The sequence below is a fragment of the Rhizobium deserti genome (assembly GCF_004358025.1).
Lineage (GTDB): Bacteria > Pseudomonadota > Alphaproteobacteria > Rhizobiales > Rhizobiaceae > Neorhizobium > Neorhizobium deserti.
In genome coordinates this window covers 273,881-300,328 of record NZ_SMTL01000001.1, presented here as the reverse complement: position 1 = coordinate 300,328, position 26,448 = coordinate 273,881, and the positions used below count along the sequence as shown (strand labels likewise).

Sequence of the window (26,448 nt, the reverse complement as noted above, 5' to 3'; positions counted from 1 at the left end):
GCTGGGTGAAAACTGGAATGCGCAAGCAGTTTCTTTATCCCAAGAGGCGTAACAATTCGAAACGAACAGTGATTTGGAATGTCTCAGGTCGCTGCGTATGTAGATGATGATGAATGTCGCTAGCCGATTCAAGCAGTGGCGGCGGGACATTCAATAGATTATCGGATCCTCTCTTGTAAGGCGTCCGGCGAAGAAAAGGCATTAGGAATGACTGTCGGATTGCTCGGTTTCCAGACCACAATTGCTGCTCCCGTTACCTTGCGGGGCATAGGCGTTCATTCCGGCGCTCCTGTCGGCATCACCTTCCAGCCGGCGGAAGCGGGAACGGGAATCGTTTTCACCCGGAGCTTTGCAGACGGATCCAGCGTCGAATACAAGGCCATTTCCTCGCAAGTCGGTAATACGGATCTCTGCACGGTTCTCGGCACATCGGCGACCCGTTCGATCGCCACGATCGAGCACGTCATGGCGGCGCTTTACGCGCTCGGCATCGATAATATCATGGTCGAAGTCGATGGCGGCGAAATGCCGATCATGGACGGCAGCTCCTATCCGTTCATCGAGGCAATCGAGCAGGTTGGCATCGTTAATCTGGGTATCAAGCGCCGCTATATCCGTGTGATCAAGCCGGTGCGGATCGACAATGGCGCGTCCTGGTCTGAATTCCGTCCCTATGACGGCACCCGTTTCGAAGTCGAGATCGACTTTTCCTCGCCGCTGATCGGCCGCCAGAGCTGGAAGGGCGATCTGACTGCAGAGACGTTCAAAAGCGAACTTTCGCGCGCCCGTACTTTCGGCTTCATGCGCGATGTCGAGCGTCTGTGGGCCGCCGGATATGCGCTCGGATCCTCGCTCGAGAATTCCGTTGTGATTTCCGACGATGATGCGGTCGTCAATGTGGAAGGGCTTCGCTTCACAGATGAGTTCGTGCGCCACAAGACGCTCGATGCGGTTGGCGATCTGGCTTTGGCTGGTGCACAATTCATCGGATGCTACCGTTCCTATCGCGGCGGCCACAAGATGAACGCCAATGCGCTTAAGGCGCTCCTCAACGATCCGACCGCCTATGAACTGGTCGAGGCGCCGTCTTCCAGGGCGTCGCGCGTCCGGGCAGGCGAGTTCGTGCCCGTCAGCATGACGGAGCGAGCACCTTGGTCCGCATGAGATTTTTAACTCCGGTCCACCTGGCCGCTTCCCCGGAAGCGGCCTTTTCTTTTTCATCCTGTCGTGTCAGCGGCGTGCCGCGCCACAAAAATGCATTAATGCGCCATCATTGCGTTGCTCTGCCTTTGCTTTTATGGCTAGAACGGCCTGCTTGCGCGGGCGAGATTACGCGGGACGATCGGGAACTGTTGAATGACTTATCTATGGTCCAATGTAATGCGTAAGGCGGCAAGGATCGCGCTCGTCTCGTCTATACTGGCAGGCGCCGGTCTGGGCATGACGGCGTGCCAGTCGGACCCGGACATTGATATCACCAAGCTGGGTGTGGAAAGCGAATCCTCGGAGGCGCTCTACAATCAGGGCCTGGCGAATATCAAGGCCGGCAATCTGAACGAAGCAAGCCGCAAGTTCGACGCTATCGACCGCCAGAACCCGTTCACCGAATGGAGCCGCAAGGCCCTCGTGATGAGCACGTTCACCAAATATCGCCAGGGCAAGAACGACGAAGCCATCACCACGGGCAATCGTTACCTGAGCCAGTATCCGCGGTCCGACGATTCGGCCTATGTCCAGTATCTCGTCGGGCTCTGCTATTCCCGGCAGATCGCCGACGTGACGCAGGACCAGCGGCCGGCCAACCGGACGATCGAAGCGATGAGCAAGGTCGTCAAGGACTATCCCGACTCGGAATATGTCGAGGATGCGCAGGCCAAGATCCGGTTCGCCCGCGACCAGCTCGCCGGCAAGGAAATGCAGATCGGCCGCTATTACCTCGAGCGCAAGGAATATCTGGCCGCCATCCAGCGCTTCCGCAATGTTGTTGAACAGTTCTCGACCACCAACCAGGTTGAAGAGGCGCTGGCGCGACTGACCGAAACCTATTACGCCATGGGCATTGTGGAAGAAGCCCAGACGGCTGCGGCCGTCCTCGGCCGGAACTACCCCGACAGCCAATGGTATTCCGACTCTTACAAGCTGCTGCAGCGCGGCGGCGTTGAGCCGCGCGAGAACAAGGGCTCGTGGATTTCCCGCGCCGCGGCAAAGCTTGCCGGGGCCTAAGGACCGGCGTTCGAGGTAACATGCTGATCCAGTTGTCGATCCGCGATATCGTCTTGATCGAGCGGCTGGATCTTAACTTCGAGTCCGGCTTGTCTGTTCTGACCGGCGAGACGGGTGCCGGGAAATCCATCCTGCTCGACAGTCTTTCGCTGGCGCTCGGCGGTCGCGGTGACGGTGGCCTTGTGCGGCACGGCGAGGACAAGGGCCAGGTGACGGCCGTCTTCGATGTGCCCTCAACGCATACTGCCCGCAAACTACTGCGCGAAAACGGCATAGACGACGAAGGCGACTTGATTTTCCGCCGTGTTCAATCGGCAGACGGCCGCACGCGCGCCTCCATCAACGATCAGCCAGTCAGCGTCCAGCTGATGCGCCAGACGGGTCAGACGCTGGTGGAGATCCACGGTCAGCATGATGACCGGGCGCTGATTGACACCGATGCCCATCGCACTCTGCTGGACGCCTTCACCGGTATCAGCGAGGAAGCGCAGCAGCTTGCCGGGATTTACCGCTCATGGCGTGATTCCGAGCGCGCCTTTAAGGTGCATCGCGCCAAGGTCGAGGCGGCGGCGCGCGAGGCCGATTATATCCGCGCCTCTGTCGATGAGTTGGAAGCCCTTTCTCCGCGCGACGGCGAAGAGGATGAACTTGCCGAGCACCGCTCGCGCATGCAGAAGTCGGAGCGCATTGCCGGCGACATTTCCGAAGCCTCGGAATTCCTTAATGGCAACGGGTCTCCGGTGCCGCTGATCGCTTCCATGGTGCGGCGGCTGGAACGCAAGAGCCATGAGGCGCCCGGCCTTCTTGAGGAAACGGTGGAACTGCTCGACCAGGCGCTCAATCATCTTTCGAACGCGCAGATGGAAGTCGAGGCGGCACTCCGCCGTACCGAGTTCGATCCTCGCGAACTGGAGCGGGTCGAGGAGCGCCTCTTCGCGCTTCGCGCTGCTGGCCGCAAATATTCAGTGCCGGTTGCCGATCTGCCGGCGCTGGCGGAAAAAATGGTGGCGGATCTCGCCGATCTCGATGCCGGCGAGGAGAAGCTCGGTGAACTCGAGAAGCTGACCGTTGCGGCCAAAGCGGACTATGATCGCGCGGCCGTTGCTTTGTCGGAGAAGCGCCGTAATGGTGCAGACGCTCTTGCCGATGCTGTCATGGCCGAACTGCCGGCCCTTAAGCTGGAACGCGCGCGTTTCATGGTAGATGTGGCAAGCGATGGGGAACAGGCGACAGCGGATGGTATCGATACGGTCGAGTTCCACGTCCAGACCAATCCCGGCACTCGGCCCGGTCCGATCATGAAGGTGGCCTCCGGCGGTGAACTGTCACGTTTTCTGCTGGCGCTCAAGGTGGCGCTCGCCGATCGCGGCTCCGCCCCGACGCTGGTCTTTGACGAAATCGATACCGGGGTCGGCGGTGCGGTCGCCGATGCGATCGGCCAGCGGCTGAAGCGGCTATCGGCCAAGGTACAGGTCCTGTCGGTGACCCATGCGCCACAGGTGGCGGCACGAGCGGCGACGCATCTGTTGATTTCCAAGGGGCCCGCCGGCGAGGGGTCCGACAAGATCGCCACACGCGTGGCGACGATGGAGCCGGAGCACCGTACTGAAGAGATTGCTCGCATGCTGGCTGGCGCGTCCGTGACCGACGAGGCGAGGGCGGCTGCTAAGCGGCTGCTGGCCGGCAACGGCTGATCTGGTCTCTTTTCATCTGCGGATTTTGCTCTAAAAACATGTCCTCGAATGCCGAGGAGTTTCCGCATGCCTGCCGAACAGATACCCGTCGAATCTTTGACTGAAGAACAGGCCGCAGCGGAATTAGCTTTTCTTTCGAGCGAGATCGCACGCAATGACGAGCTCTACCACGGCCATGATGCTCCGGAAATTTCGGATGCGGATTATGATGCGCTGAAGCGCCGCAACGATGCGATCGAGAAGCGCTTTCCGCAGCTGATCCGCGCTGATTCGCCCTCGGTTAAGGTGGGCGCGGCACCACTTGCGACCTTTGCGCCGATCACCCATTCGCGGCCGATGCTGTCGCTCGACAACACCTTTTCTGACGAGGATGTCCTGGATTTTGTAAACTCGGTGTATCGCTTTCTTGGCCAGCTTCCTGACGACTCGATCGCCTTTACCGCTGAACCGAAGATCGACGGGCTCTCCATGTCGATCCGCTACGAGAACGGCCGTCTGGTCAATGCCGCGACGAGAGGCGATGGCACGACCGGGGAAAACGTCACGGAAAACATCAGGACCATCAAGGACATTCCGGCGCGCCTTCCCGCAGGCGTGCCTGATGTCGTGGAAGTTCGCGGCGAAGTCTATATGACCAAAAGCGACTTCCTGGCCCTCAACGAGAAGATGGCGGCAGAGGGCAAGCAGACCTATGTCAATCCGCGCAATACGGCGGCGGGATCACTGCGCCAGCTCGATGCCAAGGTGACGGCCAGCCGCAACCTGAAATTCTTCGCCTACGCCTGGGGCGAGATGTCGGACATGCCGGCCGACACGCAGATGGGGATGGTCGAACAGTTCAAGACCTGGGGCTTTCCCGTCAATCCGCTGATGAAGCGGCTCTCCTCGGTCGAAGAGATCATCGGCCACTACAACGAGATCGGCCTGGAGCGCCCCGACCTCGACTACGAGATCGACGGCGTCGTCTACAAGGTCGACCGTCTCGACCTGCAAGCGCGGCTCGGCTTCCGTTCCCGTTCGCCGCGATGGGCGACGGCCCATAAATTCCCCGCTGAACAAGCTTTTACCCATGTCGAGAAGATCGACATCCAGGTCGGGCGCACCGGGGCGCTGACGCCGGTCGCACGGCTCACCCCGGTAACGGTCGGCGGCGTCGTCGTCACCAATGCGACGCTACACAACGAGGACTATATCAAGGGCATTGGCAATTCCGGTGAGCGGATCCGCGAGGATGACCACGATATCCGCATCGGCGATACGGTGATCGTCCAGCGAGCCGGCGACGTCATCCCGCAAGTTCTCGACGTGGTGATGGAAAAGCGTCCGGCCGACACGGTGCCTTACGAGTTTCCCAAGAAGTGCCCGGTCTGCGGCAGCCATGCGGTGCGGGAAAGGCATGAGAAGACGGGCAAACTCGATTCCGTCACCCGCTGCACCGGCGGTTTTGTCTGCCGCGCGCAGGCGATCGAACATCTGAAACACTTCGTTTCTCGCAATGCCTTCGATATCGAAGGTCTTGGCGCCAAGCAGATCGACTTCTTCTTCGAGGCCGAGGATCTCGCGCTGCAGATCAGGACGGCACCCGACATCTTTACGCTGAAGAAGCGTCAGGAGACGTCGGCGCTGACCAAGCTTGAAAACATCGAGGGATTTGGCAAGGTCAGCGTCAGGAAGCTGTTCGATGCTATCGACGAACGCCGCAATATTGCGCTGCATCGGCTGATTTACGCGCTCGGTATACGGCATGTGGGCGAGACGACTGCCAAGCTGCTCGCCCGGCACTACGGCACCTATGACGCCTTCGAGAGCGCCATGAAGGAGGCTTCCGGTTTCTCAGGTGATGCCTGGGCCGATCTCAACAATATCGAAGGCATTGGCGAGGTCGTTGCGCGTGCTATGGTCGAATTCTTCAAGGAGCCACGCAATGTCGCGGTGATCGATCGCCTGCTCGCAGAGGTTTCGCCGCAGGAAGCGGAGCAGGTAGCTGCCAGCAACAGCCCCGTCGCCGGCAAGACTGTCGTCTTCACAGGCAGCCTAGAAAAATTCACCCGTGACGAGGCGAAGGAGCGCGCTGAAGGGCTAGGAGCCAAGGTGGCTGGTTCGGTTTCCAAGAAGACCGATTATGTCGTGGCAGGTCCCGGTGCCGGCTCCAAGCTCGACAAGGCGACGGAGCTCGGCGTTCAGGTTATGACGGAGGATGAATGGCTGTCCTTCATTGGCGCCTGAAGGGTCACGCCTTGAGCCGAGCCATGGTATAGGCGTCAACATATTTCCCGTCGCGGAAGGCGAACTGTCTGAGATGGCCTTCCGTGACGAAGCCATTCTTCTCATAAAGGCGGATGGCGCTCGTGTTGTCGACGAAGACAGTCAGCTCGACGCGGCGCAGGCCGAGCCAGTTGTCCGCGACGTCCAGAGCAGCCCGCATCAGCGCCGAGCCGACACCTTTGCCGGTATAGTCATCGTGTACCGCCATTCCGAGCGAGGCGACGTGCCGACGGCGTCCGAGCATGGGGCCCAGGAAAAGACTGCCGATGATCTGGCCGTCGTATTCTGCAAGGATTTCCTTGCCGCCGGGGCCGAGAGTCTCCAGGCGCTGTCTGGTTTCGGCGGACGTCTGGAAAGGAAGGCGCAGCGTCCCGTAGCGGCAGCCCGGCAGATTGACGAGAGCCGTCAAGCCGTCGGCATCTGCGGGTGTGGCCGAGCGAATGATCAAGCCTTGCAGCTTTCCGGCTCGGGGTGGCTTTTCCTTTATCTCATCCTCAGAATTCATTTGGCTCTCCTGGTCTTGTTGCCGAGGCAGAGCGAAACCGAGCCCCGCCATCTTCGGCAGGGTTGGCGGACGGATGACCGGCTAGCGCGCCAAACCCGCCACGCGCCCTGCAGGGCGAGTGGTCATGGATACGGTAAGGTGGGCGCAAAGACGGATCATCCCGCGATGCTCTCAGACAGGCAGCAATCCGTCAAGAGTGGATGACCCCTTGCAGGTTTTGATGCAGGTTTTGCCGAATCACAGCGCCGACTGTAGATACCACCGGATGAGCACGGGACAGAGCATGTGAAAACCATCGCCATCGATTTCGAAACCGCCAATGAGAGCCGTGGCAGCGCCTGTTCGGTCGGGCTCGCCTGGATCGAAGATGGCGAGGTCGTGCGCGTCGAGGAAAGACTGATCCGCCCCAAGGACATGCGCTTTTCCTCCTTCAACATCGCCATTCACGGGATCAGGCCCGAACAGGTGGAGGATGCGGGCGAATTTCCGGAAGTGATGGACGAGTTCACCGATGACTTCCGTGACGCGACGATGATCGCCCATAACGCCGCCTTCGACTTCAGCGTCTGGCGCTCCTGCCTCGATCTTTACCGGCTCGGTTATCCGGAGCTTTCCTATCTCTGCAGCGTCAAGATGGCGCAGAAGGTCTGGCCGCATCTTGGCTCCCACAAGCTCAATGTGCTGGCGGCGCATATGGGGCTTCGGTTTGCTCACCACAATGCGGCCGAAGATGCAGCCGTCTGTGCCCGGGCGGCTATTGCCATCGCCGGTTCGTTGTCCGTGCAGCACGTTCGCGATATTCCGGCGATGATCGGCATGAAGGTCGGCCGACTCTATTCAGGCGGCTATCATCCCTGCACTTGCGGCTGAAGTAGTCGGTTTACTTCAGGTGCTTGTAACCGCGCACGCGCGTCTTATCTCTGATCACGGATCGTTGAACGGAGCCTGAACTCATGAAGCGCCTGACCTGCCTTGCCACCGCCGCTGCCCTGTCTCTTGGTTTACTTGCAGGCCCCGCTTCGTCCGAGGTCGTTGGTGAGGTGGGGGTCGACTGGATCGGCAATGACATCATCGTCGAAGCCCTGGCGGATCCGGAAGTGAAGGGCGTCACCTGCCACGTGACCTATTTCGAGCGCGGGGTGATCGACCGGCTGAAGAACGGCAACTGGTTTGAGGATCCTTCGAACAATTCCATCGCCTGCCGGCAGACCGGCCCGATAGAGGTCGGTAATATTGAACTGTCCAAGGAGGGCGACGAGGTCTTTCGCGAGGGCATGTCGCTGATCTTCAAACAGCTGGTCGTCAACCGCATCTACGACCGCAAGAACGATACCCTGATCTACCTGGTCCACACCCGGCAGGTAAGCGACGGCTCGGCAAAGATGGCGATCTCCTCAATTCCGCTCTACAATCAGAACGTCGTCTGGACGAAGGGCAAGCCGCAGCCTTGAGCGGTTGATGTGCAGGCCGGGCAATGTCGCCAGAGCGCGACATGATTGCGCAAGGCTGGAGGTACCGGGCCTTTGTGGAGGCCCGGCGCGGCCTCAATCAGCGTACATAGATCGTGGTTTCGCGAGTGCGCGCCTTGTCGATCGCCATGACATTCTTCAGTTCGACATCATGGCGAAGCAGAACCTTCCGAAGGCTAGGATCCTTGCGGATCTCTTTCTGGGCCTGCTGCTTGGTCGCGTTGTCGGGGCTGATCTTTTCGCCGAACATGCCCATGTCGGCGTGGCCGTTCATGTAAACGACCTCGACATGGTCGTAAGAGCGGGTGGAGCTGCCGGCGTCACGAGCAATGGCGCCGCCAAAGGCAATGGCGGACATAAGGGCAGCTGCTGCAAAGAGCTTCTTCATGATCATTCTCCTATCTTCTGCAACCAGCCGAAGAGTCGAAGCGGTTCGGTTGGAATTTACGACAGGAAACGCCTGAAATCCTGGGCCCGTTCCGGCCAGGATTAAAAGTGAGACATGATTACAAAGGTTTAATCTTCCACAACACCGGCGTGTTGTGGAAGATTAAGAAGCAATCAACAGGATGGTTCAAGCGGCTTCGCGCGCCAGCTCGTCGGCGATGACCGTGTCGAGATTGAGGAAGCAGACCATGGTCTTTTCCAGTGCCACGATGCCGCGGCAGAAGGCGCGCTGCTCTTCCGGAATGATTTCCGGGGCGGGCTGCAGGTCTTCCGAACGAATGGTCATCATGTCCGAAACCTGCTCGACGAGCAGGCCGACGAGCTTTCCGGCTATATCGGTAACGATGATGGCGGAGCGCTCCGATGGCTCGGTCATCTTCATGCCGAGACGGCAGGCCATGTCGATGACCGGTATCACCGCGCCGCGCAGGTTGATCAGTCCGAGGACGTAAGGGGGCGTATGAGGCATGGGTGTAACGGGCGCCCAGCCGCGGATTTCGCGGATCGCCATGATGTCGATGCAGAATTCCTGATCGCCGAGATGGAAAGAGACGATTTCGAGATAGGCGCCGGACTGCTTGATGGCATTGCTCATGGGACAACTCTTCCAATTTACCTAAGGAACCCGCGTCTATACGGTGGTTTGATTCCTGATATTTTAGGCAGTATGCTTGCAAAGAAGTGAAAATCGGGTGAACGCGATGCAGATTTGGCGCGGTCACAGAGCTTGCTTGTGGAAATACTGCCTGCTTTAGGTTTCGCATCAGGCAAAGCTGGAAAGCTGAGGTGCCGTCATGGAACATAATGCTGAAAGGCTTAGCCTACCCGCCCTGCTTCTTGGCGGAATGGCGCTTTTCGCCGTCGTGGCGGCAGGTTTCTACGGCTGGCTGCAGCATGGCTCCGCCATTCTGCTTGCGGCGGGAGAAACGGCTCTTTCCTGGTGCTTCTGAGCTGAGGCATTTCAGCGCGCGTGGCTTGGCAAACGCAGTGTTGAGTTGCGCAAGCTGTCGGCGCAGCCTATCGGTCGGACTGACGCATCTGCTCCCTCGAATGCCTGAAGAGATCTAAATGAAAAGCTTTCGCATTGTCTTGTGGGGCGCCGTGCTGGTGCTCGCCGGCATCCTTGTTGGGTTGGCGCTCGAGGTCACCCAGTCGAAGCAGCAACTGGCCGAAGCGCCTTTCGGGGTCCCTTTCCAGCTGGTTGCGCAGAACGGCCAACCGATTACGGAAAAAGCTCTTCAGGACAAGCCGACGGCGCTGTTCTTCGGCTTCACCCATTGTCCAGAAGTCTGCCCGACGACCCTGTTCGAGCTGAACGGCTGGATGCATAAGGTGGACCCTGACGGCACAAAGCTCAATGGCTTCTTTGTCAGCGTCGATCCGGAGCGCGATACGCCAGAACTGCTGGGCCAATATGTCGCCAATGTCACCGACCGGGTAAAAGGCATCTCCGGTCCGCCCGAAAAAGTCCTTGAGATGATCAAGGGCTTCAAGGTTTATGCCAAGAAAGTGCCTGTCGACGAAAAAAACCCCGGCGGCGATTACACGATGGATCATACCGCCTCGGTCTTCCTCCTCGACAATGGCGGACGTTTCGCCGGCACCATCGCCTATGGCGAAAATCCCGAGGTTGCGATCAAGAAGCTGGAAAACCTGATCAAGGGTTGACGGCTTTCGAGGTTGAAGCGGCTGGCCATTCTGTGGCAATCCTCTGGCCAATCCGTTCAACAATCGAAAGACCGGCTCCTTGAGCGAAATCCGCCTTTACGTCACGTCCACCGAAAAGGGTGCGGCCCAGATCCTCGATATCCTCAGCGAGGTTTTCGGGGAGGAGGATTTTGCCATCGCCACGACTGAAGTGGACGAGAAGAAGGATATTTGGGAAGCCTCGGTTTATCTCATGAGGGCTGAGGAAGACGAGGTGCGGCAACGAATCGCCGATGGCCTGCAGTATTCTTTTGCCGACCTCGATATCAAAAGCGAAGTCATTCCCGACGTGGATTGGATCGCGAAATCGTTGGAAGGCCTGAAGCCGGTACGGGCAGGGCGGTTCCTCGTGCATGGCTCGCATGATCGCGACAAGGTCAAGATCAACGACATCGCCATCGAGATCGATGCAGGCCAGGCGTTCGGCACCGGTCATCATGGAACCACGGCCGGATGTCTGGAAGTGATCGACCAAGTTGTCCGCGCCCGCGCACCGCGCAATGCGCTGGACCTCGGGACCGGCAGCGGCGTGCTGGCCATCGCCGTCCGCAAGCTGCGCAATATTCCCGTGCTCGCTACCGATATCGATCCCGTCGCAGTCAAAGTGGCGAAGGAAAATGTACGACGCAATGGCATTGCCAGCGGCATCCGGCTCGAAACGGCGCCAGGCTTTCATTCGCCGGCGTTCCGACATGAAGGACCTTTTGATCTGATCATTGCCAATATTCTAGCGCGGCCGCTGATCAAGATGGCGCCGCAGCTTGCCCATCATCTGGCTCCAGGCGGTTCGGTCATCCTTTCGGGCATTCTGGCCGCCCAGCGTTGGAAGGTCATCGCCGCTTATAGCGGCGTCCGGCTGCGGCATGTGCGCACGATCTGGCGTAATGGCTGGGTGACAATCCACCTGATGCACGGCTAAGCACGCTGCAGTGCAGCATTGAGGCCGGCTCATGTCGCGGAACCAGAGCGGCAACAAAAAAGGCGGCTTGCGCCGCCTTCCATCATCCATCCAAGCCGCTTGAGCAATAACCCAAGACGGTGACGTCAATCAGAAGATGTACTGGCTTGCGCCCTTGCGGCGAAGCTCCTCGCGGCTCGTGCCCAAGTTCTTCAACGTGGTGTCGTCGAGGCTAAGCATAGCACCGTTCACGTAACGCGAAACCTGGCGCTCGCGGGCTTCGATCATGCGGTTGAAGGCGTTCCGGAAAAAGGTATTGGCCATGACGTTGTCCTCTTGAAGACAGGCCTTGTTCGGCGCCCATCGATGGTTGCAATATAAGGCTTTTCTTGCATTTCAGGGAGGGGCTCTGCATCAGGGGTGTCATGCGCGCTGTGCATAGGTAGCTCATTCGCCCGGCAGCGTTACCTCGCAACTGCACAATAACACATCAGAGTCGGGATGGACTGGCGTCACCCGTGGCAAATGATCTAGCATGAGCAGCCAAGTTTGAATCACCAGCCGGATATTACAGCCATGTTCCAGTCCTTCGAAACCAAGTCGGCTCCGCAATCCGGTCGTGAGCGCGTGCAGGCATTGCGCGCAAAGCTCGATGCGCTCGGCGTTGACGGCTTCCTGGTGCCACGAGCGGACGAATATCAGGGCGAGTACGTGCCTCTCTCGGCGGAGCGGCTGTCCTGGCTCACGGGTTTCACGGGTTCTGCCGGGATGGGCCTCATTACACAGCGTGAAGCCGTCATCTTCGTGGACGGCCGTTACGTGACGCAGCTGGCGGAACAGGTGGATGGGCAGGTCTTTACCGGCGGCGATCTGGTCAATGAGCCGCCACATGTCTGGCTGCCGCGCCACGGCGCGAAAGGTTTGCGGCTTGGCATTGATCCATGGCTGCATGCGGGTGCCGAGGTTCGCCGTCTGCAGAAGGCGCTGGACGAATTAGGCGGCTCGCTGGTCATGCTGGGCGCCAATCCGCTGGAGGAGATCTGGACCGACCGCCCAGCCGAGCCGGTCGAGGCGATATCGGTCCACAAACACGAGCACGCCGGCCAGCCGGCGGCGGAAAAGATTGCCGAAATAGCCGCAACGGTAAGAAATAAGGGAGCCGCAGTCGTGCTCATCACCGATCCATCCTCTGTGGCATGGATCTTCAACATCCGCGGCAATGACGTTCCGCACACGCCGCATCCGCTGTCGCGTGCCATTGTTTCAGCTGCCGGCAAGGCGGAGATATTCCTCGACCGGAGGAAGCTCGGCGGCGAACAGACTGCGTATCTCCAGGAACTTGCGATGATTAGAGAGCCCTCCACCTTGATGGAGCGGCTGGCGGACCTGGCGAGCGGTGGAGCCAAGGTGATGATCGATCCCGATCTTACTCCCCTAGCGCTTGCCGTCGCTATCGAAAAGGCCGGCGGTATTACCGTGGAGGCCGGCGATCCGGCAAAGTTGCCGCGCGCCTGCAAGAACCCGGCCGAGCTTCAAGGGTCGGCCCAGGCGCATCTCCAGGACGGTGCCGCCGTGGTCGAATTCCTGTGCTGGCTGGATGAGCAGGCGCCGGGTTCGATTACCGAGATCGATGCCGTGAAGGCGTTGGAAGCGGTGCGCGCCCGCGTCGGCCAAAGCATGCAGAACCCGCTAAAGGACATTTCCTTCGATACGATTTCCGGCGCAGGCGAACATGCGGCCATCATGCATTATCGGGTGACCAACGAGTCGAACCGCGCCATTGCGGCGGGCGAGCTGTTCCTGATCGATTCCGGTGCTCAATATATCAACGGCACGACGGATATCACACGCACGGTCGCCGTCGGAGCCGTTCCGGAAGACCGCAAACGCTTCTTTACGCTCGTGCTGAAAGGCATGATTGCGATTTCCACAGCGCGCTTCCCCAAGGGGACCCGCGGCTGCGATCTCGATCCCTTGGCGCGCATTGCGCTGTGGAAAGCGGGAGGCGATTTCGCACATGGCACCGGACATGGCGTGGGTTCCTATCTCTCGGTTCATGAAGGGCCGCAGCGGATCGCCCGTCTGGCGACGCAGGAGCTCTTGCCGGGCATGATCCTGTCCAACGAGCCGGGCTACTACCGCCCGGGCTCCTATGGCATCCGCATCGAGAACCTCGTCCATGTCAAGGCTGCCGAGGACATCGAGGGAGGCGATCAGCCGATGTTGTCGTTTGGGACGCTCACTTGGTGCCCGATCGACCGCCGCCTTGTTCTCAGCGAGCTTCTGACCGCGGAAGAGCTGGCTTGGCTCAATGCCTATCACGGCGAGGTGCGCGAAAAGCTTTTGCCGCTGATCGACAAAGCTCCGGTGCGCGAGTGGCTGGTTCGGGCGACGGAAGCGATCGGCTGATCAAAAGCCCAGGAGGTGGCGGCATATCAATGCCGTCGCCCAGCCGGCTGCCAGCATGAGCAGGCCCGGATAGCGCAGGCTGACGACGAGCGCGACCATCATGGAGATTTTCACGTCCCAGCCGCCGTTAAAAAAGGCAGGCGCCACAAGCGTGGTCAGGACTGCGGCCGGCACGGCGTTGAGCGCCTGCTCCATACGGGGCGGAACCGTTTTCATGTGGGTGATCATCACGTAACCGCCAATGCGTGTTACGAAAGTGGCGACTGCGGCGGCGAGGATCAGCAGAAGCATGTCCATGGAAAGCTGGTCTTGCATCTCAGCTCTCCGGTTCGCTGGCCGGCGTTAGGCCCGCATCTGGTTGCTGGAGTGGCATGACGGCGGCAACGACGATCCCGGCAATGGCGCCGATGCTGACATGCCAAGGCGAGCCGACAAGATGGTAGGCGAGCACTGCGCTGATCGCGCTTGCGGCCACGACGGGATAGAAGCCGACCTTGCGGCGAAAGCCGATGACGAGGCCGAGGAAGTAGATCGGTAGCAGGACATCAATCGCGAGCACCTGTGGGTCGCCCATCATTCGCCCGAAGAAGGCGCCGACGATGCTGAAGAAGACCCATGAGACATAAATGGCCAGGCCGAAGGCCATGTACCATTGGAAGCTGACGCCCTGGCCGCTTTCGCCGCGCTTGACGCTTTCGGCAAATTGCGGGTCGGTGAGCAGGAAGAAGGTCAGGAACTTCTGCACCGGCGTGAAGTGGCCGATAAAGCGCGTGAGCGCAGCCGAGTAGAGCACGTGGCGGAAGTTGACGGCGAGCACCGAAAGCACGACCAGCCAGGGCGCCACATGATGGCCGAAGAGCTCGATACCGACCAGCTGGCTCGCGCCTGCATAAACGGTGGCGCTCATCAATGCGGCTTCGGCAACAGACAGGCCATTATCCGAAGCAACCGCTCCGAACAGAACTGCGAAGGGCGCCGACGAGATGGCGATGATCAGGCCGCCCTTGAGGCCCTGCGAGATTTCGGTGCTGGTCATGCGGCATTTTCCTTTTGTCGTCGGCTTTAGAGCCACACATCAAAAGGCACAATCGAATTGGGCTGATGCAAGGATTGATTTAACTGAACTATCGGCGCCCGCTCGTCTGTGGGCTGATCAGTCGGCCAGAATGGCGCTGCTTGAAACAACGTCTATCCCTTTGGCTTGCATTTCCGCCAGAGCCTGCTTGACGCCTTCCGGGTCGATGCCGCGGCTGGCATCCTTGATCAACCGCACCCTGATGCCCGGCAGCATGTCGACTGCATCAAGCGCCGAAAATTTAACGCAGTAGTCGGTCGCGAGACCACAAATATCGAGCTCGGTAACCTGTTGAGCTGTCAAATAGCCTGCCAGTCCGGTTAACGCCGCCTGATCATTGTCGCGGAAGGCAGAATAGCTGTCGACGGCGGGATTCTCGCCCTTCTGCTGCACATAATCTATCGCGTCCGTGTTCAGGTCGGGATGGAATTCAGCATCCGCCGTTTCCTGCACGCAATGATCCGGCCACATGACTTGTGGTCGTCCGGAGAGCTCGCCCATCTCGAACGGCTTTGAGCCCGGATGCTGCGAGGCAAAGCTGCCGTGGTTGGCTGGATGCCAATCCTGCGATGCGACGATCACGTCATAGCCGCCTTCTTCAATGAGGCGGTTCGCTACGGGTACGATCTCGTCGCCATGGGGAACGGCCAGATTGCCGCCGGGGCAAAAACCGTTCTGGATGTCGACTAGCAGAAGGGCCTTCATCGCTCTCTCCTTTATGTCTCGCTGGAGAGGATGCCCAAGCTGGCCGTCCGGATCAAGCGCATTAACGGCCCTTCGACAAGCGAGGCAGGGGAGGACTGTGGGGGATCGGTCCTCAGCAGGCGTGGAGCAGGTTTCACATCGGCGGACCGGCTGAGCATCGATCTTTATTAGCTTCGGCTCGAATAAGTGATTCGCACCACGCCGCGCGCCGGGCCTGCTGGCTGCGTGGTGGAGTCGCTTTTAGCGTGCGGCTTTAACATTCGGAGCCACAATGCGCTGGCGGCGCACTGATATGTTAGTTAGCCGGCTATCTAATAAGGCGACGCAGCTTAGAATAAGATGCTGCAAATCAGCCTCACCTGACTCAAATGACGTATTAAAATTCCGTGTAGGGTTGAATAGTCGGGGATTTGTCGCTAAACAGCAACAGTCGGCGGGTTGACGTGCCTTAATCGCTACGCAGCAGGAACATCCTGCTGCCGCATTTCGGCTAAAGTTCCGACGGCATGCGCTTTTATGTGCACCACCGAAACGAAATCGGGGCGACGTAAAGACATTGGTTACCATAATCGTTCAATCTCATCAGCAGTCGAATGGCGGCAAAGAGCGGGCTTCATCTGCTTGCGACGTCCGCCTTGGTCTTGCGGGCAAGGCTGCAAAAGCTGGCTTTGCCGGTGTGAGTAACGGTTCGGGTAACGAGTGATGGCGCGTTCTTTGGAAGTTTCAGCCGCTGGCAAAAATACACGCAAGGCGCCGGTTCGTCGGAAGAAGTCGCGCTCGGTGCTCTTCAATGTCACCGTCGGGATCGGCCTGACCGCCGCAACCCTGATGGGTGCCTCCTTGCTGACCGTGGCGACGGCTGTAAAGTCCGCGTCGGACGTGAAGTTCGAAACCTCGCTTGTCACGGCGCCCGGTCTTGTTGCCGCTCCCGTCGTGGCTATGGCTGACCGCCATCTCGATGTGTCAAAATTCTCCCGCCTTCCCGGCAGTGCGTCCGCCAATCCCAAGGCTGGCCGGCTTGTCGGTGCCGAAGTCGCCGCACTGGCTGCGCGCCGTCCGGCGAGCGACAGCCTGCGCGACACGATGCATGTCGCCATGGCCAAGGCTGCCCGCCATTTTGAGCATGAACTGCAGTTTACTTCGCTTGAAAATATCCGCCCGGACGCCGCTGCGATCAAGGCCGTCCTCGGGCCAGCCATGGCGAGCCTCGTCGTAGTCGCTCCGCGCGGCGAAATGCCGGATCTGCTCCAGGATGTGGCGCCGGCCAACAGCGTGGCGGAACTGAAGGATATGAAGCCGGTTGAAATGGCCGCGCTCGAACAAACTGCACTGGAAGATGATACGGCAACGGAAGACGAACCGGCTGTTGCCATCGTCGAAGAGCCTGCCGCCGCCATTCAGGATTATTCCTTGCCGAAGGCTGGGCCGCTTCCGGTCATCCGCCCATCTGCCGGCACGGACGAAAAGCCCGCCAAGCCGAATGCGCTTGCTGCAATCGCCGCTGTGGCACCGCAGAAGCCAGGCAAGCCGATCGATGACGAGAAGCCGACCGTTCTCGCCTTCGCCAAGCCTGACAATCCGATGCGCCAGGAGCCTATGCGCCCCGTGCCTGCGCCGAACTGGCCGGGCCTTGGCACCAAGGTCGCGATCTACGACATCACCAACGGTGTCGTGCATATGCCGAACGGTACAAAGCTCGAGGCCCATTCGGGCATCGGCAAGATGCGCGACAACCCGTCTTTTACCCATGTCACCATGCGCGGTCCGACGCCTCCGGGCACCTATAAACTGTCGATGCGCGAATCGCTGTTTCATGGCGTTGCGGCCATTCGCCTGACGCCGATCGACGGCAAGGCGCCGCAGGGGCGTACTGGCCTTCTTGCGCATAGCTATCTGCTCCGCGTTCGGGGTGATAGCCATGGTTGCGTCGCCTTTGCGGAATATGACCGGTTCCTGAAGGCATTCCAGCGCGGCGAGATCACCCACATGGTGATTGTGCCGAAGTATGACGGCAAGCGTCCCGGCCGCGGCACCAATGGTGGCTTCTTGGCCAAACTGTTCGGGGACAAGGACGCCTGAGGCTCAGGGAGCCCACGCCACTGACATCTCTAAAGGTAAAAAGGCTGGCCCGGTTGCCAGCCTTTTCTCTTATCCGAGCACGTCGCGCGCTACACGGCTGAAGATCCTGGCGCCAATCGGAATCAGTTCATCCGGAAAATCGTAATTCGGATTATGAAGTGCCGGCAGGTTTTCGCCTGCGCCAATAAAGTACATTGCCGATTTTGACACGCTGCCAAACCGACCAAAATCCTCCGAGGCCCGCAGGGCCTCACCTGCCTCATGGGTAATGGCCTCGGCGTCCATGGCGTCGCGCAAAAGGGTGACGGCCTCCGGATGATTTTCGCAATGGCTGAAGACATCGTGATATTCCAGCGCGACCGACAGGCCAGATTCGCCGGCCACCCGCTGCACCATCGCTTCCGCAGCGTCCACTAAAGCCTGCATCTGCGCATCGGTCATGGTGCGCAGCGTCACCCATAGCTCCCCGGAGCCCGGTGCAATGCCGAAGGCCGGCTCGCCGATCACTGCATGCGTCACCGTCGCGAGGACCAGATCATCCGTGCCGATGCTGCCCCGGCTCAAGGCAGTCAGCGACGGCATCAGCATGGCGATCGCAGGCACGGGGCTGATGCCGGTTTCGGGCATGGAGGCATGGGCGGTGCGGCCGGTGAAGGTGATCTTCAAGCCGCGCGAGGCACAGTTGGCGGTTCCCGGCTTCAGCCAGACATGGCCGAGCGGCAGGCCCGGAAAATTGTGCAGCGAAAAGCTGTAGTCTGGGATGATCTCGTTGAACCGCCGGTCTGTAAGCACGGCCGCCGCACCGGCGCCGGTTTCTTCCGCAGGCTGGAAGAGTAGCACGACGCGGCCGCGGCTCGGCCGCTGCCGTCCGAACTGGCGCCCCAGCGCCGCGAGCGTGGCCATATGGCCTTCATGGCCGCACATATGGCTCTTGCCGGGGATCGTGGAACGATAATCCGGCGTGCCAGTCTCTTCGATCGGCAGGGCGTCGAGCTCGGATCGGAAGAGCAGGGTAGGGCCAGGCTTGCCGCTGTCATAGACAACGGCGACGCCGGTGCCGCCCAGTCCCTCGATGATGGCATCAGGCTCGGTCGCGGACATGAACCGCGCGACTTCCTTGGCGGTTTCGACCTCCTCGCCGGACACTTCCGGCATGGAATGCAGATGGCGCCGGAAAGCTGTGAGCTCGATGATGTCGTGATTGGTGAGATGCATCCAAAATCCCCCGCGTCTGAAACCCAAAACTAGCGCCAGGGTCGAAGCTCTGCAAGCAGGCGCGGGGTAGGAGACGATCAGACGGTGGGTCCGGCGAGCTCCAAGCGTTTCCGATGCACGAGGCCCGGAATTCCACCGCTCATCCTTTGGGCTGGTCTTGAACAGCGTCGGTGCGCAGCAGGTGCCACATGGAAATGCGTCGCTCGCTATTGAGAATTTCCGGCAACGCGGCATGCCATTCCTGCCGATAGGGGCGAGCCACCTGCACGGCGACCACCTCATCGTGATCCTGCCAGCTCTCATGCAGCATGAACCGGTTTTCGTTCTGCATGTCACAGTTCAAGGTCGCGCTGATGAACGTCGTTTCACCACGCATCGCATCGAGAACGTTGCTGAGCAGCGACAGAAACCGGTCCCGCTTTTCCGGCCGAACATCAAACTCGATCAGGTAGGTGACGCTCATCATCGCTCCCCTTCATACTTGCATATGAGAAACAGCCGGTGCTTGTGGTCCGCCGGTGGACCGAACGGCAGAGGATATGCCCTATCGCTACCTCTACCTCTACTCAAACCCGCTCCACGAACCCGTCCAGTACCCGTTTCTGGCCTGCCCGGTCGAACTCGATGGTCAGCTTATTGCCCTCGATCGAGGCAATATTGCCATTGCCGAACTTGATGTGGAAGACGCGGTCGCCGACCGAAAATTGTGACGGCGTTTCACTCGTTGATCTGGCCACCAACTCGCCTTCGATGGTTCTGCCGCGCGGGCCGCTTTCGCCATAGCCGATCCGCTCCACCGCATGGCCGGAGCGCGTGCCCCAATTGTCGCGGGTGGCGTCAGTCTTGTTGGCCTGGGCGCGTTTCCAGCCTGGTGTCGAATAGGTATTGGAGAAGGGATCAGCCTTGTCGAATCGAGACTGGCCGTAACCGCCCCTTCCGCCATAGCCGCCGTAATTGCTGTCGGACGCGGCGACGTCCACATGGGCGGCCGGCAATTCGTCCAGGAAGCGCGACGGCATGGTGGATTGCCAGAGCCCATGGATGCGGCGATTAGACACGAACCAGATATGGCATCGATGTTTGGCGCGGGTGAGCCCCACATAGGCGAGGCGACGTTCCTCTTCGAGGCCTGAACGGCCGCCTTCGTCGAGCGCCCTTTGGTGCGGAAACAGGCCTTCCTCCCAGCCGGGAAGAAAGACGGTGTCGAATTCCAGCCCCTTGGCGGAATGCAGCGTCATGATCGACACGGCGTCGAGATTCTCGTTCTTGTCGGCATCCATGACCAACGAAACGTGCTCAAGGAAGCCGCGCATGCTCTCGAATGCTTCCATGGAACGGACCAGTTCCTTGAGGTTGTCCAGCCGCCCGGGACCTTCCGCCGATTTATCGGCCTTCCACATGTCCGTGTAGCCGCTTTCTTCGAGGATCTGCTCGGCAAGCTCCATATGCGACGTGGTTTCAAGCTTTTGCTGCCAGTTCCTGAAACTTTGAATCACGTCGAACAGGGCCTTGCGCGCCTTCGGCTTCAACTCGTCTGTTTCGATGATGTCGGAGGCGGCGGCGAGCATGGGAATGTCGCGGGCACGTGCGTAGTCGTGGAGGTAGCGGACGGTCGTGTCGCCGAGACCGCGCTTGGGCGTATTGACGATCCGTTCGAAGGCCAGGTCGTCGGATGGCTGACAGACGAGCCGGAAATAGGCCATGGCATCGCGGATCTCGAGCCGCTCGTAGAAGCGCGGGCCGCCGATGACGCGGTAATTCAGGCCCAGCGTCACAAAGCGGTCTTCGAACTCGCGCATCTGGAAGGAGGCGCGCACCAGGATCGCCATGTCGTTGAGCGCGTGCTTTCGGCCGTCGGAACCGCCGCGCTGCAGCCGCTCGATTTCCTCGCCGACGGCGCGGGCTTCCTCTTCCGAATCCCAGGCCGCATGTACCTGCACCTTTTCGTCGTCCGGATCGACGCGGTCAGTAAACAGGGTCTTGCCGAGCCGGCCCTCGTTATGGGCAATGAGGTGGCCGGCGGCGCCGAGAATATGTTCGGTGGAGCGGTAATTGCGCTCCAGCTTGATCACCTTGGCGCCGAGGAAATCCTTTTCGAAGCGCAGGATATTGTCTACTTCGGCGCCGCGCCAGCCATAGATGGACTGGTCGTCGTCGCCGACGCAGCAGACGTTCTGGGGGATGTCCTTCGGCCGCTGGGCCAGGAGCCGCAGCCACATATATTGGGCGGTATTGGTGTCCTGGTATTCGTCCACCAGAATATACCGGAACTTGGCGTGATATTCCTTCAGGAGGTCCGGGTTCTTGCGGAAGATGGCGATCGGGTGCAGCAGCAGGTCACCGAAATCGCAGGCGTTCAGTGTTCTGAGCCGCGCCTGGTAGGCGGCATAGAGTTCGCGGCCGCGGCCATTGGCAAAAGCCCGGGCATCGCCTTCGGCAATATCGGGAGGCGTCAGGCCCTTGTTCTTCCAGCCATCAATCATGCCGGCGAACTGCTTTGCCGGCCAGCGCTTGTCGTCCAGTCCTTCGGCCTGGATCAGCTGCTTGATCAGCCGCACCACGTCATCGGTGTCGAGAATTGTGAAGTCGGAGCGCAGGCCCGCCAGTTCCGCATGGCGGCGCAAGAGTTTAACGCCGACCGAGTGGAAGGTCCCCATCCACGGCATGCCTTCCACGGCGCCGCCGACCAGCACGCCGACACGCTCCTTCATCTCGCGGGCCGCCTTGTTGGTGAAGGTGACGGCGAGGATCTGGCTTGGATAAGCGCGGCCGGTGGCCAAAATATGGGCGATGCGGGTGGTCAAAACGCGGGTTTTGCCGGTGCCGGCGCCTGCCAGCACGAGAACCGGACCGTCCAGCGTTTCGACCGCCTCGCGTTGCTCGGGGTTGAGGCCGGACAGGTAATCGACGACGGTGCGGTTCTGGTCGCGGGCCGCCATGGCGCGCGCGGCGATGCCGAGACCGCCGCCGGACGCCGGCGCAGCAGCCGGGGCAGGGGCCTTGCGGGGCGCGGGTTCGTCAGGGCTGCCGTCGTCGTCAAAGAACGGAATGTCGTCGAAGCTGTTCGTCATGCGGCCAATGTAGTGATTCGGACTCGAAAGGCCAGAACATGTTCTGCTTTCATTCCTAATCTGCCGGAGAGCGGCGGCCAAATTGTGGATGGCAGCGACAATCGACAACATGATTTCAGCACGCCGAGGCGCTGACAATGACGTGATATTACAAAACAGTAAGGTGGCTGCTCTCCTATTGATTGCAGCGCATTAAGAAGGGATACTTGCGCCGCCGCCGCAGGCATGTCGGCACCCAAACTTTCTTGGAGAACCCGGTGCGGATCTGGAAGCAGCTCTTGTTGTGTGTCGTGGCTCTATTCGGGGCCCTCTGTCTTTGGGTCTTCATGGTTCCTTCGGCTGGCGTTACGCTGATTGGCATGGGCGTGCCGGCGAAGGCTGTGGAACTGGTCAGCGGTGCTCCTGCAAAGACGGCTGGCGAGGCCGGCACCGGTCCCGCACGTGGCGGTAGCGAAGGGCAGCAGGCTGGCGCCGTAGACGGACGATCGGGGCAGGGCGAGCGACGCAATCAGAACGGCGCATCCGGTTCAGGCCGGGCGACGCTGGTCGCTGTCGAACCGGTGGCTGTAGGCACCGTTAATGATCGCTTGTCGGCGATCGGCAGTGGCGAGGCAATTCAGTCGGTCGTGGTCATGCCGCAGGCCACCGGCACAGTCGCGGAAATCCTCGTCAGCTCGGGGCAAAGAGTTACCAAAGGGCAGGTGCTGGCCCGGCTTGACGATGACGAGCAGGTGATCGAGCGCGACAAAGCGCAGGTTTCCTTGAAAAGCGCGGTGGAGAAATCGGCTTCCTACAAAAACCTGCAGTCAGTTGCGCGCCTAGATGTCCTGGATGCGCAGATCGCCGAGCAGTCCGCCAGGCTTGCCGTGTCTACCGCTAACCTCAACCTGAAGCGCCGCAACATCGTGGCCCCGATCGACGGCATAGCCGGCATTGTCGCGGTCAATGTGGGAGACAATGTCACCACCCAGACCAGTATCGTTACTCTTGACGATCGCTCATCAATTCTGGTCGACTTTTGGGCACCCGAGCGGTTCGCGACGGCCATCACGCCGGGCCTAGCGGTGGAAGCAACTTCGATTGCACGTCCAGGTCAGGTGTTCAAGGGGGCTGTGCAGGCGATCGACAACCGGATCGATGCCGCCAGCCGGACCATGCGCATCCGCGCCAAGGTGGAAAATACCGGCGACGAGTTGCGTGCAGGCATGTCCTTTGCCGTTTCTGTGCGCTTTGCCGGGGAAAGCTATCCGTCTGTTGATCCGCTCGCCGTCCAATGGGATGCGGAAGGATCTTATGTCTGGCAGATCAAGGATAATAAATCAGTGAAGACACGGGTGCGGATCATCCAGCGCAACCCCGATGCGGTACTCGTCGATGCATCCTTGAAGCAGGGCGACAATGTCGCCATCGAAGGCTTGCAGAGAGTTCGTGAAGGAGGGGCCGTGCGCCTGGCTGGATCTCAGAACGCGCCGGAGGTTGCTGCCCAATGAAGAAGGATAATCCTCTCCTCGGCCACACGACCGGCCACGCCCATAGCAAGGCCGGGCAAAGCTTCACGGCGCTGTTCGTACGTCGGCCCATTCTCGCGGCCGTCCTCAATACGCTGTTGGTGGTTGCCGGCATGGCCGCCTTTCTCGGTATTGAGGTTCGCGAACTCCCTGATGTCGATCAGCCGGTGGTTACCGTGCGCACCGTCTACGATGGCGCCTCGCCGCAGACCATGGACCAGGAAGTTACCCAGGTGATCGAAGGTGCGGTCGCGCGCGTCAGCGGGCTGAAGGCGCTTTCCTCCAGCTCGCAATTCGGCGCCAGCCGCGTCACCATGGAATTTACCGACACGGTCGACCTGTCGGAAGCGGCCAATGACGTGCGCGACGCAATCGGACGCATCGTCAGCCAGCTGCCGGACGAGGCGGACGAACCGCAGATCGTCAAGGCGGATGCGGATTCCGATGCCATCATGCGGCTTGCCGTCACCTCGACGACGCTGACCATGGACGACCTGACGCAGCTCGTGAACAATCAGATCGTCGACCGGCTGGCGGCCGTCGAAGGCGTTGCCGATGTTCAGCTTTACGGTGATCAGGAGAAGATTTTCCGTGTCGACGTCAATCAGGCGGCACTAGCCAGCCGCGGCATGACGGTAGCCGATGTTTCCAACGCGCTGGAAAGTGCCGCACTCGATGTGCCGGCAGGTTCGCTGGAAAGCACCCGGCAGGACATCGTGGTGCGCGCGACAGCCAGCCTGACCACGCCGCGCGATTTCGAAAACGTGCTGATCGGCCAAAACGTCCGGCTGCGCGACGTCGCCAGCGTGACGCTGGGGCCAGACAATGGCAATACGACCCTGCGCTCCAACGGCGTCCAGGGCGTCGGGCTCGGCATTATCCGCCAGGCGCAGTCGAACACGCTCAATATCTCGGCCGGCGTCAAGCAGGCCGTGGCGGAAATGCAATCGACGCTGCCGGAAGGCACTCGCGTTGCCGTTACCAGCGATGACGCCGTCTTCATCCAGGGCGCGCTGCACGAAGTGGAACTGGCGCTGATCTTGTCGGCCGCCATTGTCGTCGTGGTCATCTATCTCTTTCTTCGCGACTGGCGCGCCACGATCATCCCGGCCGTCACCATGCCGGTTGCCCTGATCGGAACGCTGGTGGCGGTTTATATGGCCGGCTTTTCCATCAATATCCTGACCTTGCTCGCCATCGTGTTGGCGACTGGACTTGTCGTCGACGATGCCATCGTCGTGCTCGAAAACATCGTGCGGCGCAGGACCGAGGGCATGGGGCCGCGCGCTGCGGCGGTTCTCGGCACGCAGGAAGTCTTCTTCGCGGTCCTGGCGACCACCGCCACGCTTGCGGCCGTCTTCATCCCGCTATCCTTCCTGCCGGGCCAGATCGGCGGCCTATTTCGCGAGTTCGGCTTCGTGCTCGCCTTCTCCGTCGGCCTGTCTTCGGTCACCGCGCTCACGCTCTGTCCCATGCTTGCCTCGCGCATGCTGACCAAGCCGATCGTCGAAAAGCATGGTATCCTCGGCGCGATCGGCGATGGCTTTGCAAGCCTATACGCCACCTGCCTGCGTGCCTGCCTCAATGCGCCGCTGATCGTCATCCTCGTTTCGGTCGGGTTTTCGTTTGCCGCTTACCAGGTCTTCGGCCTGGTCAAGAGCGAGTTGACGCCGCGCGAGGACCGGTCTTCGATCATGCTGCGCCTCAGCGCCCCGCAAGGCGTCAGCCTCGACTACACCCAGGACCAGATGCGGCGCGTGGAAGAGAACCTGCAGCCGCTGCGTGACAAGGGCGAAATCCGCAACATATTCTCGATCTCGGGCTTCGGCAGCAATATCAACAGCGGCTTCATGGTCCTAACGCTTGCCCCCTGGGACGAGCGTTCCCGCACCCAGGACCAGATCGTCGCCGACGTCAACCAGGCGGTCATGCGGGTGCCGGCCTTGCGCGGCTTTGCGCAGCAGGGCAATAGCCTGAAGATCCGCGGCGCCGGCAACGGCTTGCAGATGGCGCTGGTCGGCAACAGCAATGAGGAACTGACGGAAACGGCGCTCAAGGTCCTTACTGCCATGGAGCAGAGCCGCAATTTCGATACGCCGCGCCTGTCGAACGAACCGACCCAGGCGCAGCTTTCCGTTGCCATTGACCGCGAACGCGCTTCCGATCTCGGCATCGACATTACCGGCTTGTCTGCCGCGATGCAGTCCCTGCTCGAAGGTCGCTCCGTGGTAGATGTCTTCGTCAACGGCGAGGCGCTGTCTGTGAAGTTGACCTCGACAACGCGGCCGCTCGATGATCCGACTGATCTTGAAAACATCTTCCTGAAGACCGGTGACGGCAAAATCGTGCCCATGTCGACCATCGCCACCTTGAAGGAAAGCGCCGTCGCGCCGCAGCTTTCGCGCGAGCAGCAGCTTGCCTCCGTTGCCTTCCAGGCGAACCTGCCGGAAGGGGTGGCGCTGGGCGAAGCGGTCGCCGAAGTCGAGGCGATTGCAAAGCCGCTCATGCCACCAGGTGTAAGGCTAATCCCGCTGGCTGAAGCCAAGACGCTCGGTGAAAACTCAAATGCCATGCTGATGACCTTCGGATTTGCCATCGCCATCATCTTTCTGGTACTGGCGGCGCAGTTCGAAGGGGTCCTGTCCTCGATCATCATTATGTCCACTGTGCCACTGGGGCTCGCCTGCGCCGCCATCGCGCTCGTGGTCACCGGTTCCAGCCTCAATGTTTACAGCCAGATTGGGCTGGTGCTTCTGGTCGGGGTCATGGCCAAGAACGGCATCCTGATCGTCGAATTCGCCAACCAGCTTCGCGATCGGGGCGACGACGTCCGCCACGCGATCGAGACCGCCTGCCGGATGCGCCTGCGGCCGGTGATGATGACGATGATCGCAACCGTGGTCGGCGGCGTGCCGCTGGTGCTTGCCCATGGTGCGGGCGCGGAAGCGCGCGTGGCGCTCGGCTGGGTCATCGTCGGCGGGCTCGGCTTTGCCACGCTCGTGACGCTGTTCATCACCCCTGTCGCCTATCTCCTGATTGCCCGCTTCACCAAACCCCATGCCCATGAGGAAGAGCGCTTCCATCAAGAACTGGCCCATGCCTCCGGCACTAATGTCGAGGAAGACATGGAGAGGCCGCTACTGGCCGCGGAATAGGCGGAGACGGACGCTCACTCCTG

Annotated in this window: 23 protein-coding genes; 13 read left to right on the top strand and 10 right to left on the bottom strand. The window is 60.4% G+C overall.

Annotated features, from left to right (window positions below):
- Positions 1 to 207: 207 nt before the first annotated feature.
- The 4 genes from lpxC (at position 208) to ligA (ending at position 6,143) form a co-directional block, all read left to right on the top strand.
- Positions 208 to 1,164, top strand: a complete 957-nt coding sequence (gene lpxC, locus E2F50_RS01570) for a UDP-3-O-acyl-N-acetylglucosamine deacetylase (RefSeq protein WP_133314306.1) — start codon at positions 208 to 210, stop codon at positions 1,162 to 1,164.
- 192 nt (positions 1,165 to 1,356) lie between these two features.
- Positions 1,357 to 2,223: an outer membrane protein assembly factor BamD gene (locus E2F50_RS01565; RefSeq protein ID WP_133314305.1), complete on the top strand. Its 867-nt coding sequence runs from the start codon at positions 1,357 to 1,359 to the stop codon at positions 2,221 to 2,223.
- A 20-nt stretch (positions 2,224 to 2,243) separates the two neighbouring features.
- On the top strand, positions 2,244 to 3,917 hold the full coding sequence (gene recN / locus E2F50_RS01560; protein ID WP_133314304.1) for a DNA repair protein RecN: 1,674 nt from the start codon (positions 2,244 to 2,246) through the stop codon (positions 3,915 to 3,917).
- Positions 3,918 to 3,983: 66 nt separating this feature from the next.
- The gene (gene ligA, locus E2F50_RS01555) at positions 3,984 to 6,143 is read left to right on the top strand and encodes an NAD-dependent DNA ligase LigA (protein ID WP_133314303.1); all 2,160 of its coding nucleotides are present in this window, start codon (positions 3,984 to 3,986) and stop codon (positions 6,141 to 6,143) included.
- Positions 6,144 to 6,147: 4 nt separating this feature from the next.
- Here the strand turns inward: ligA and E2F50_RS01550 are convergent, their stop codons facing one another.
- Complete coding sequence (locus E2F50_RS01550; protein ID WP_133314302.1) at positions 6,148 to 6,687, bottom strand: GNAT family N-acetyltransferase; 540 nt, start codon at positions 6,685 to 6,687, stop codon at positions 6,148 to 6,150.
- A 285-nt stretch (positions 6,688 to 6,972) separates the two neighbouring features.
- On the opposite strand from E2F50_RS01550, the gene E2F50_RS01545 reads away from it, so the two are divergent.
- Positions 6,973 to 7,557: a 3'-5' exonuclease gene (locus E2F50_RS01545; protein WP_133314301.1), complete on the top strand. Its 585-nt coding sequence runs from the start codon at positions 6,973 to 6,975 to the stop codon at positions 7,555 to 7,557.
- An 83-nt stretch (positions 7,558 to 7,640) separates the two neighbouring features.
- A complete protein-coding gene (locus tag E2F50_RS01540; protein WP_133314300.1) occupies positions 7,641 to 8,138 on the top strand; it encodes a CreA family protein in 498 nt (165 codons plus the stop codon).
- 97 nt (positions 8,139 to 8,235) lie between these two features.
- Here E2F50_RS01540 and E2F50_RS01535 read toward each other — a convergent pair whose 3' ends face one another.
- Entirely contained in the window at positions 8,236 to 8,544 is a 309-nt protein-coding gene (locus E2F50_RS01535; RefSeq protein WP_133314299.1) for a hypothetical protein, read from the bottom strand.
- A gap of 186 nt (positions 8,545 to 8,730) precedes the next feature.
- Positions 8,731 to 9,198 carry a chemotaxis protein CheW gene (locus E2F50_RS01530; protein WP_113127039.1) on the bottom strand — a complete coding sequence of 156 codons (468 nt, stop codon included), beginning with the start codon at positions 9,196 to 9,198 and terminating at the stop codon, positions 8,731 to 8,733.
- A 199-nt stretch (positions 9,199 to 9,397) separates the two neighbouring features.
- Between E2F50_RS01530 and E2F50_RS22880 the strand changes: the two genes are divergently transcribed.
- The 3 genes from E2F50_RS22880 (at position 9,398) to E2F50_RS01515 (ending at position 11,229) form a co-directional block, all read left to right on the top strand.
- Positions 9,398 to 9,553 (top strand): hypothetical protein, encoded by a 156-nt coding sequence (locus E2F50_RS22880; protein WP_161973946.1) that lies wholly within the window; start codon positions 9,398 to 9,400, stop codon positions 9,551 to 9,553.
- 118 nt (positions 9,554 to 9,671) lie between these two features.
- Positions 9,672 to 10,271 carry an SCO family protein gene (locus tag E2F50_RS01520; RefSeq protein WP_133314298.1) on the top strand — a complete coding sequence of 200 codons (600 nt, stop codon included), beginning with the start codon at positions 9,672 to 9,674 and terminating at the stop codon, positions 10,269 to 10,271.
- A 79-nt stretch (positions 10,272 to 10,350) separates the two neighbouring features.
- Positions 10,351 to 11,229, top strand: coding sequence for a 50S ribosomal protein L11 methyltransferase (locus E2F50_RS01515; RefSeq protein WP_133314297.1), 879 nt, complete (start codon positions 10,351 to 10,353; stop codon positions 11,227 to 11,229).
- 129 nt (positions 11,230 to 11,358) lie between these two features.
- On the opposite strand, the gene E2F50_RS23130 is transcribed toward E2F50_RS01515, so the two are convergent.
- Positions 11,359 to 11,532: a hypothetical protein gene (locus E2F50_RS23130; RefSeq protein ID WP_202615395.1), complete on the bottom strand. Its 174-nt coding sequence runs from the start codon at positions 11,530 to 11,532 to the stop codon at positions 11,359 to 11,361.
- Between the two features lie 252 nt (positions 11,533 to 11,784).
- Between E2F50_RS23130 and E2F50_RS01510 the strand changes: the two genes are divergently transcribed.
- Entirely contained in the window at positions 11,785 to 13,617 is a 1,833-nt protein-coding gene (locus E2F50_RS01510; protein ID WP_133314296.1) for an aminopeptidase P family protein, read from the top strand.
- Here the strand turns inward: E2F50_RS01510 and E2F50_RS01505 are convergent, their stop codons facing one another.
- The 3 genes from E2F50_RS01505 to pncA form a co-directional block, all read right to left on the bottom strand.
- Positions 13,618 to 13,932 carry an AzlD family protein gene (locus E2F50_RS01505; protein WP_133314295.1) on the bottom strand — a complete coding sequence of 105 codons (315 nt, stop codon included), beginning with the start codon at positions 13,930 to 13,932 and terminating at the stop codon, positions 13,618 to 13,620.
- 1 nt (position 13,933) lies between these two features.
- Positions 13,934 to 14,653 (bottom strand): AzlC family ABC transporter permease, encoded by a 720-nt coding sequence (locus E2F50_RS01500; protein WP_133314294.1) that lies wholly within the window; start codon positions 14,651 to 14,653, stop codon positions 13,934 to 13,936.
- Between the two features lie 117 nt (positions 14,654 to 14,770).
- Complete coding sequence (pncA, locus tag E2F50_RS01495; protein WP_133314293.1) at positions 14,771 to 15,397, bottom strand: bifunctional nicotinamidase/pyrazinamidase; 627 nt, start codon at positions 15,395 to 15,397, stop codon at positions 14,771 to 14,773.
- 702 nt (positions 15,398 to 16,099) lie between these two features.
- Between pncA and E2F50_RS01490 the strand changes: the two genes are divergently transcribed.
- Positions 16,100 to 17,476: a DUF2778 domain-containing protein gene (locus E2F50_RS01490; protein WP_245515258.1), complete on the top strand. Its 1,377-nt coding sequence runs from the start codon at positions 16,100 to 16,102 to the stop codon at positions 17,474 to 17,476.
- 69 nt (positions 17,477 to 17,545) lie between these two features.
- Here the strand turns inward: E2F50_RS01490 and E2F50_RS01485 are convergent, their stop codons facing one another.
- From E2F50_RS01485 to E2F50_RS01475, 3 genes are all read right to left on the bottom strand, one after another.
- Positions 17,546 to 18,691 carry an amidohydrolase gene (locus E2F50_RS01485; RefSeq protein ID WP_133314292.1) on the bottom strand — a complete coding sequence of 382 codons (1,146 nt, stop codon included), beginning with the start codon at positions 18,689 to 18,691 and terminating at the stop codon, positions 17,546 to 17,548.
- A 139-nt stretch (positions 18,692 to 18,830) separates the two neighbouring features.
- Positions 18,831 to 19,154, bottom strand: a complete 324-nt coding sequence (locus E2F50_RS01480) for a putative quinol monooxygenase (protein WP_133314291.1) — start codon at positions 19,152 to 19,154, stop codon at positions 18,831 to 18,833.
- A 103-nt stretch (positions 19,155 to 19,257) separates the two neighbouring features.
- Positions 19,258 to 21,762, bottom strand: a complete 2,505-nt coding sequence (locus E2F50_RS01475; RefSeq protein ID WP_133314290.1) for an ATP-dependent helicase — start codon at positions 21,760 to 21,762, stop codon at positions 19,258 to 19,260.
- Between the two features lie 257 nt (positions 21,763 to 22,019).
- On the opposite strand from E2F50_RS01475, the gene E2F50_RS01470 reads away from it, so the two are divergent.
- Positions 22,020 to 23,252 carry an efflux RND transporter periplasmic adaptor subunit gene (locus tag E2F50_RS01470; protein WP_133314289.1) on the top strand — a complete coding sequence of 411 codons (1,233 nt, stop codon included), beginning with the start codon at positions 22,020 to 22,022 and terminating at the stop codon, positions 23,250 to 23,252.
- On the top strand, positions 23,249 to 26,425 hold the full coding sequence (locus E2F50_RS01465; protein WP_133314288.1) for an efflux RND transporter permease subunit: 3,177 nt from the start codon (positions 23,249 to 23,251) through the stop codon (positions 26,423 to 26,425). Before E2F50_RS01470 ends, E2F50_RS01465 begins: the two co-directional genes overlap by 4 nt.
- Positions 26,426 to 26,448: the final 23 nt, after the last annotated feature.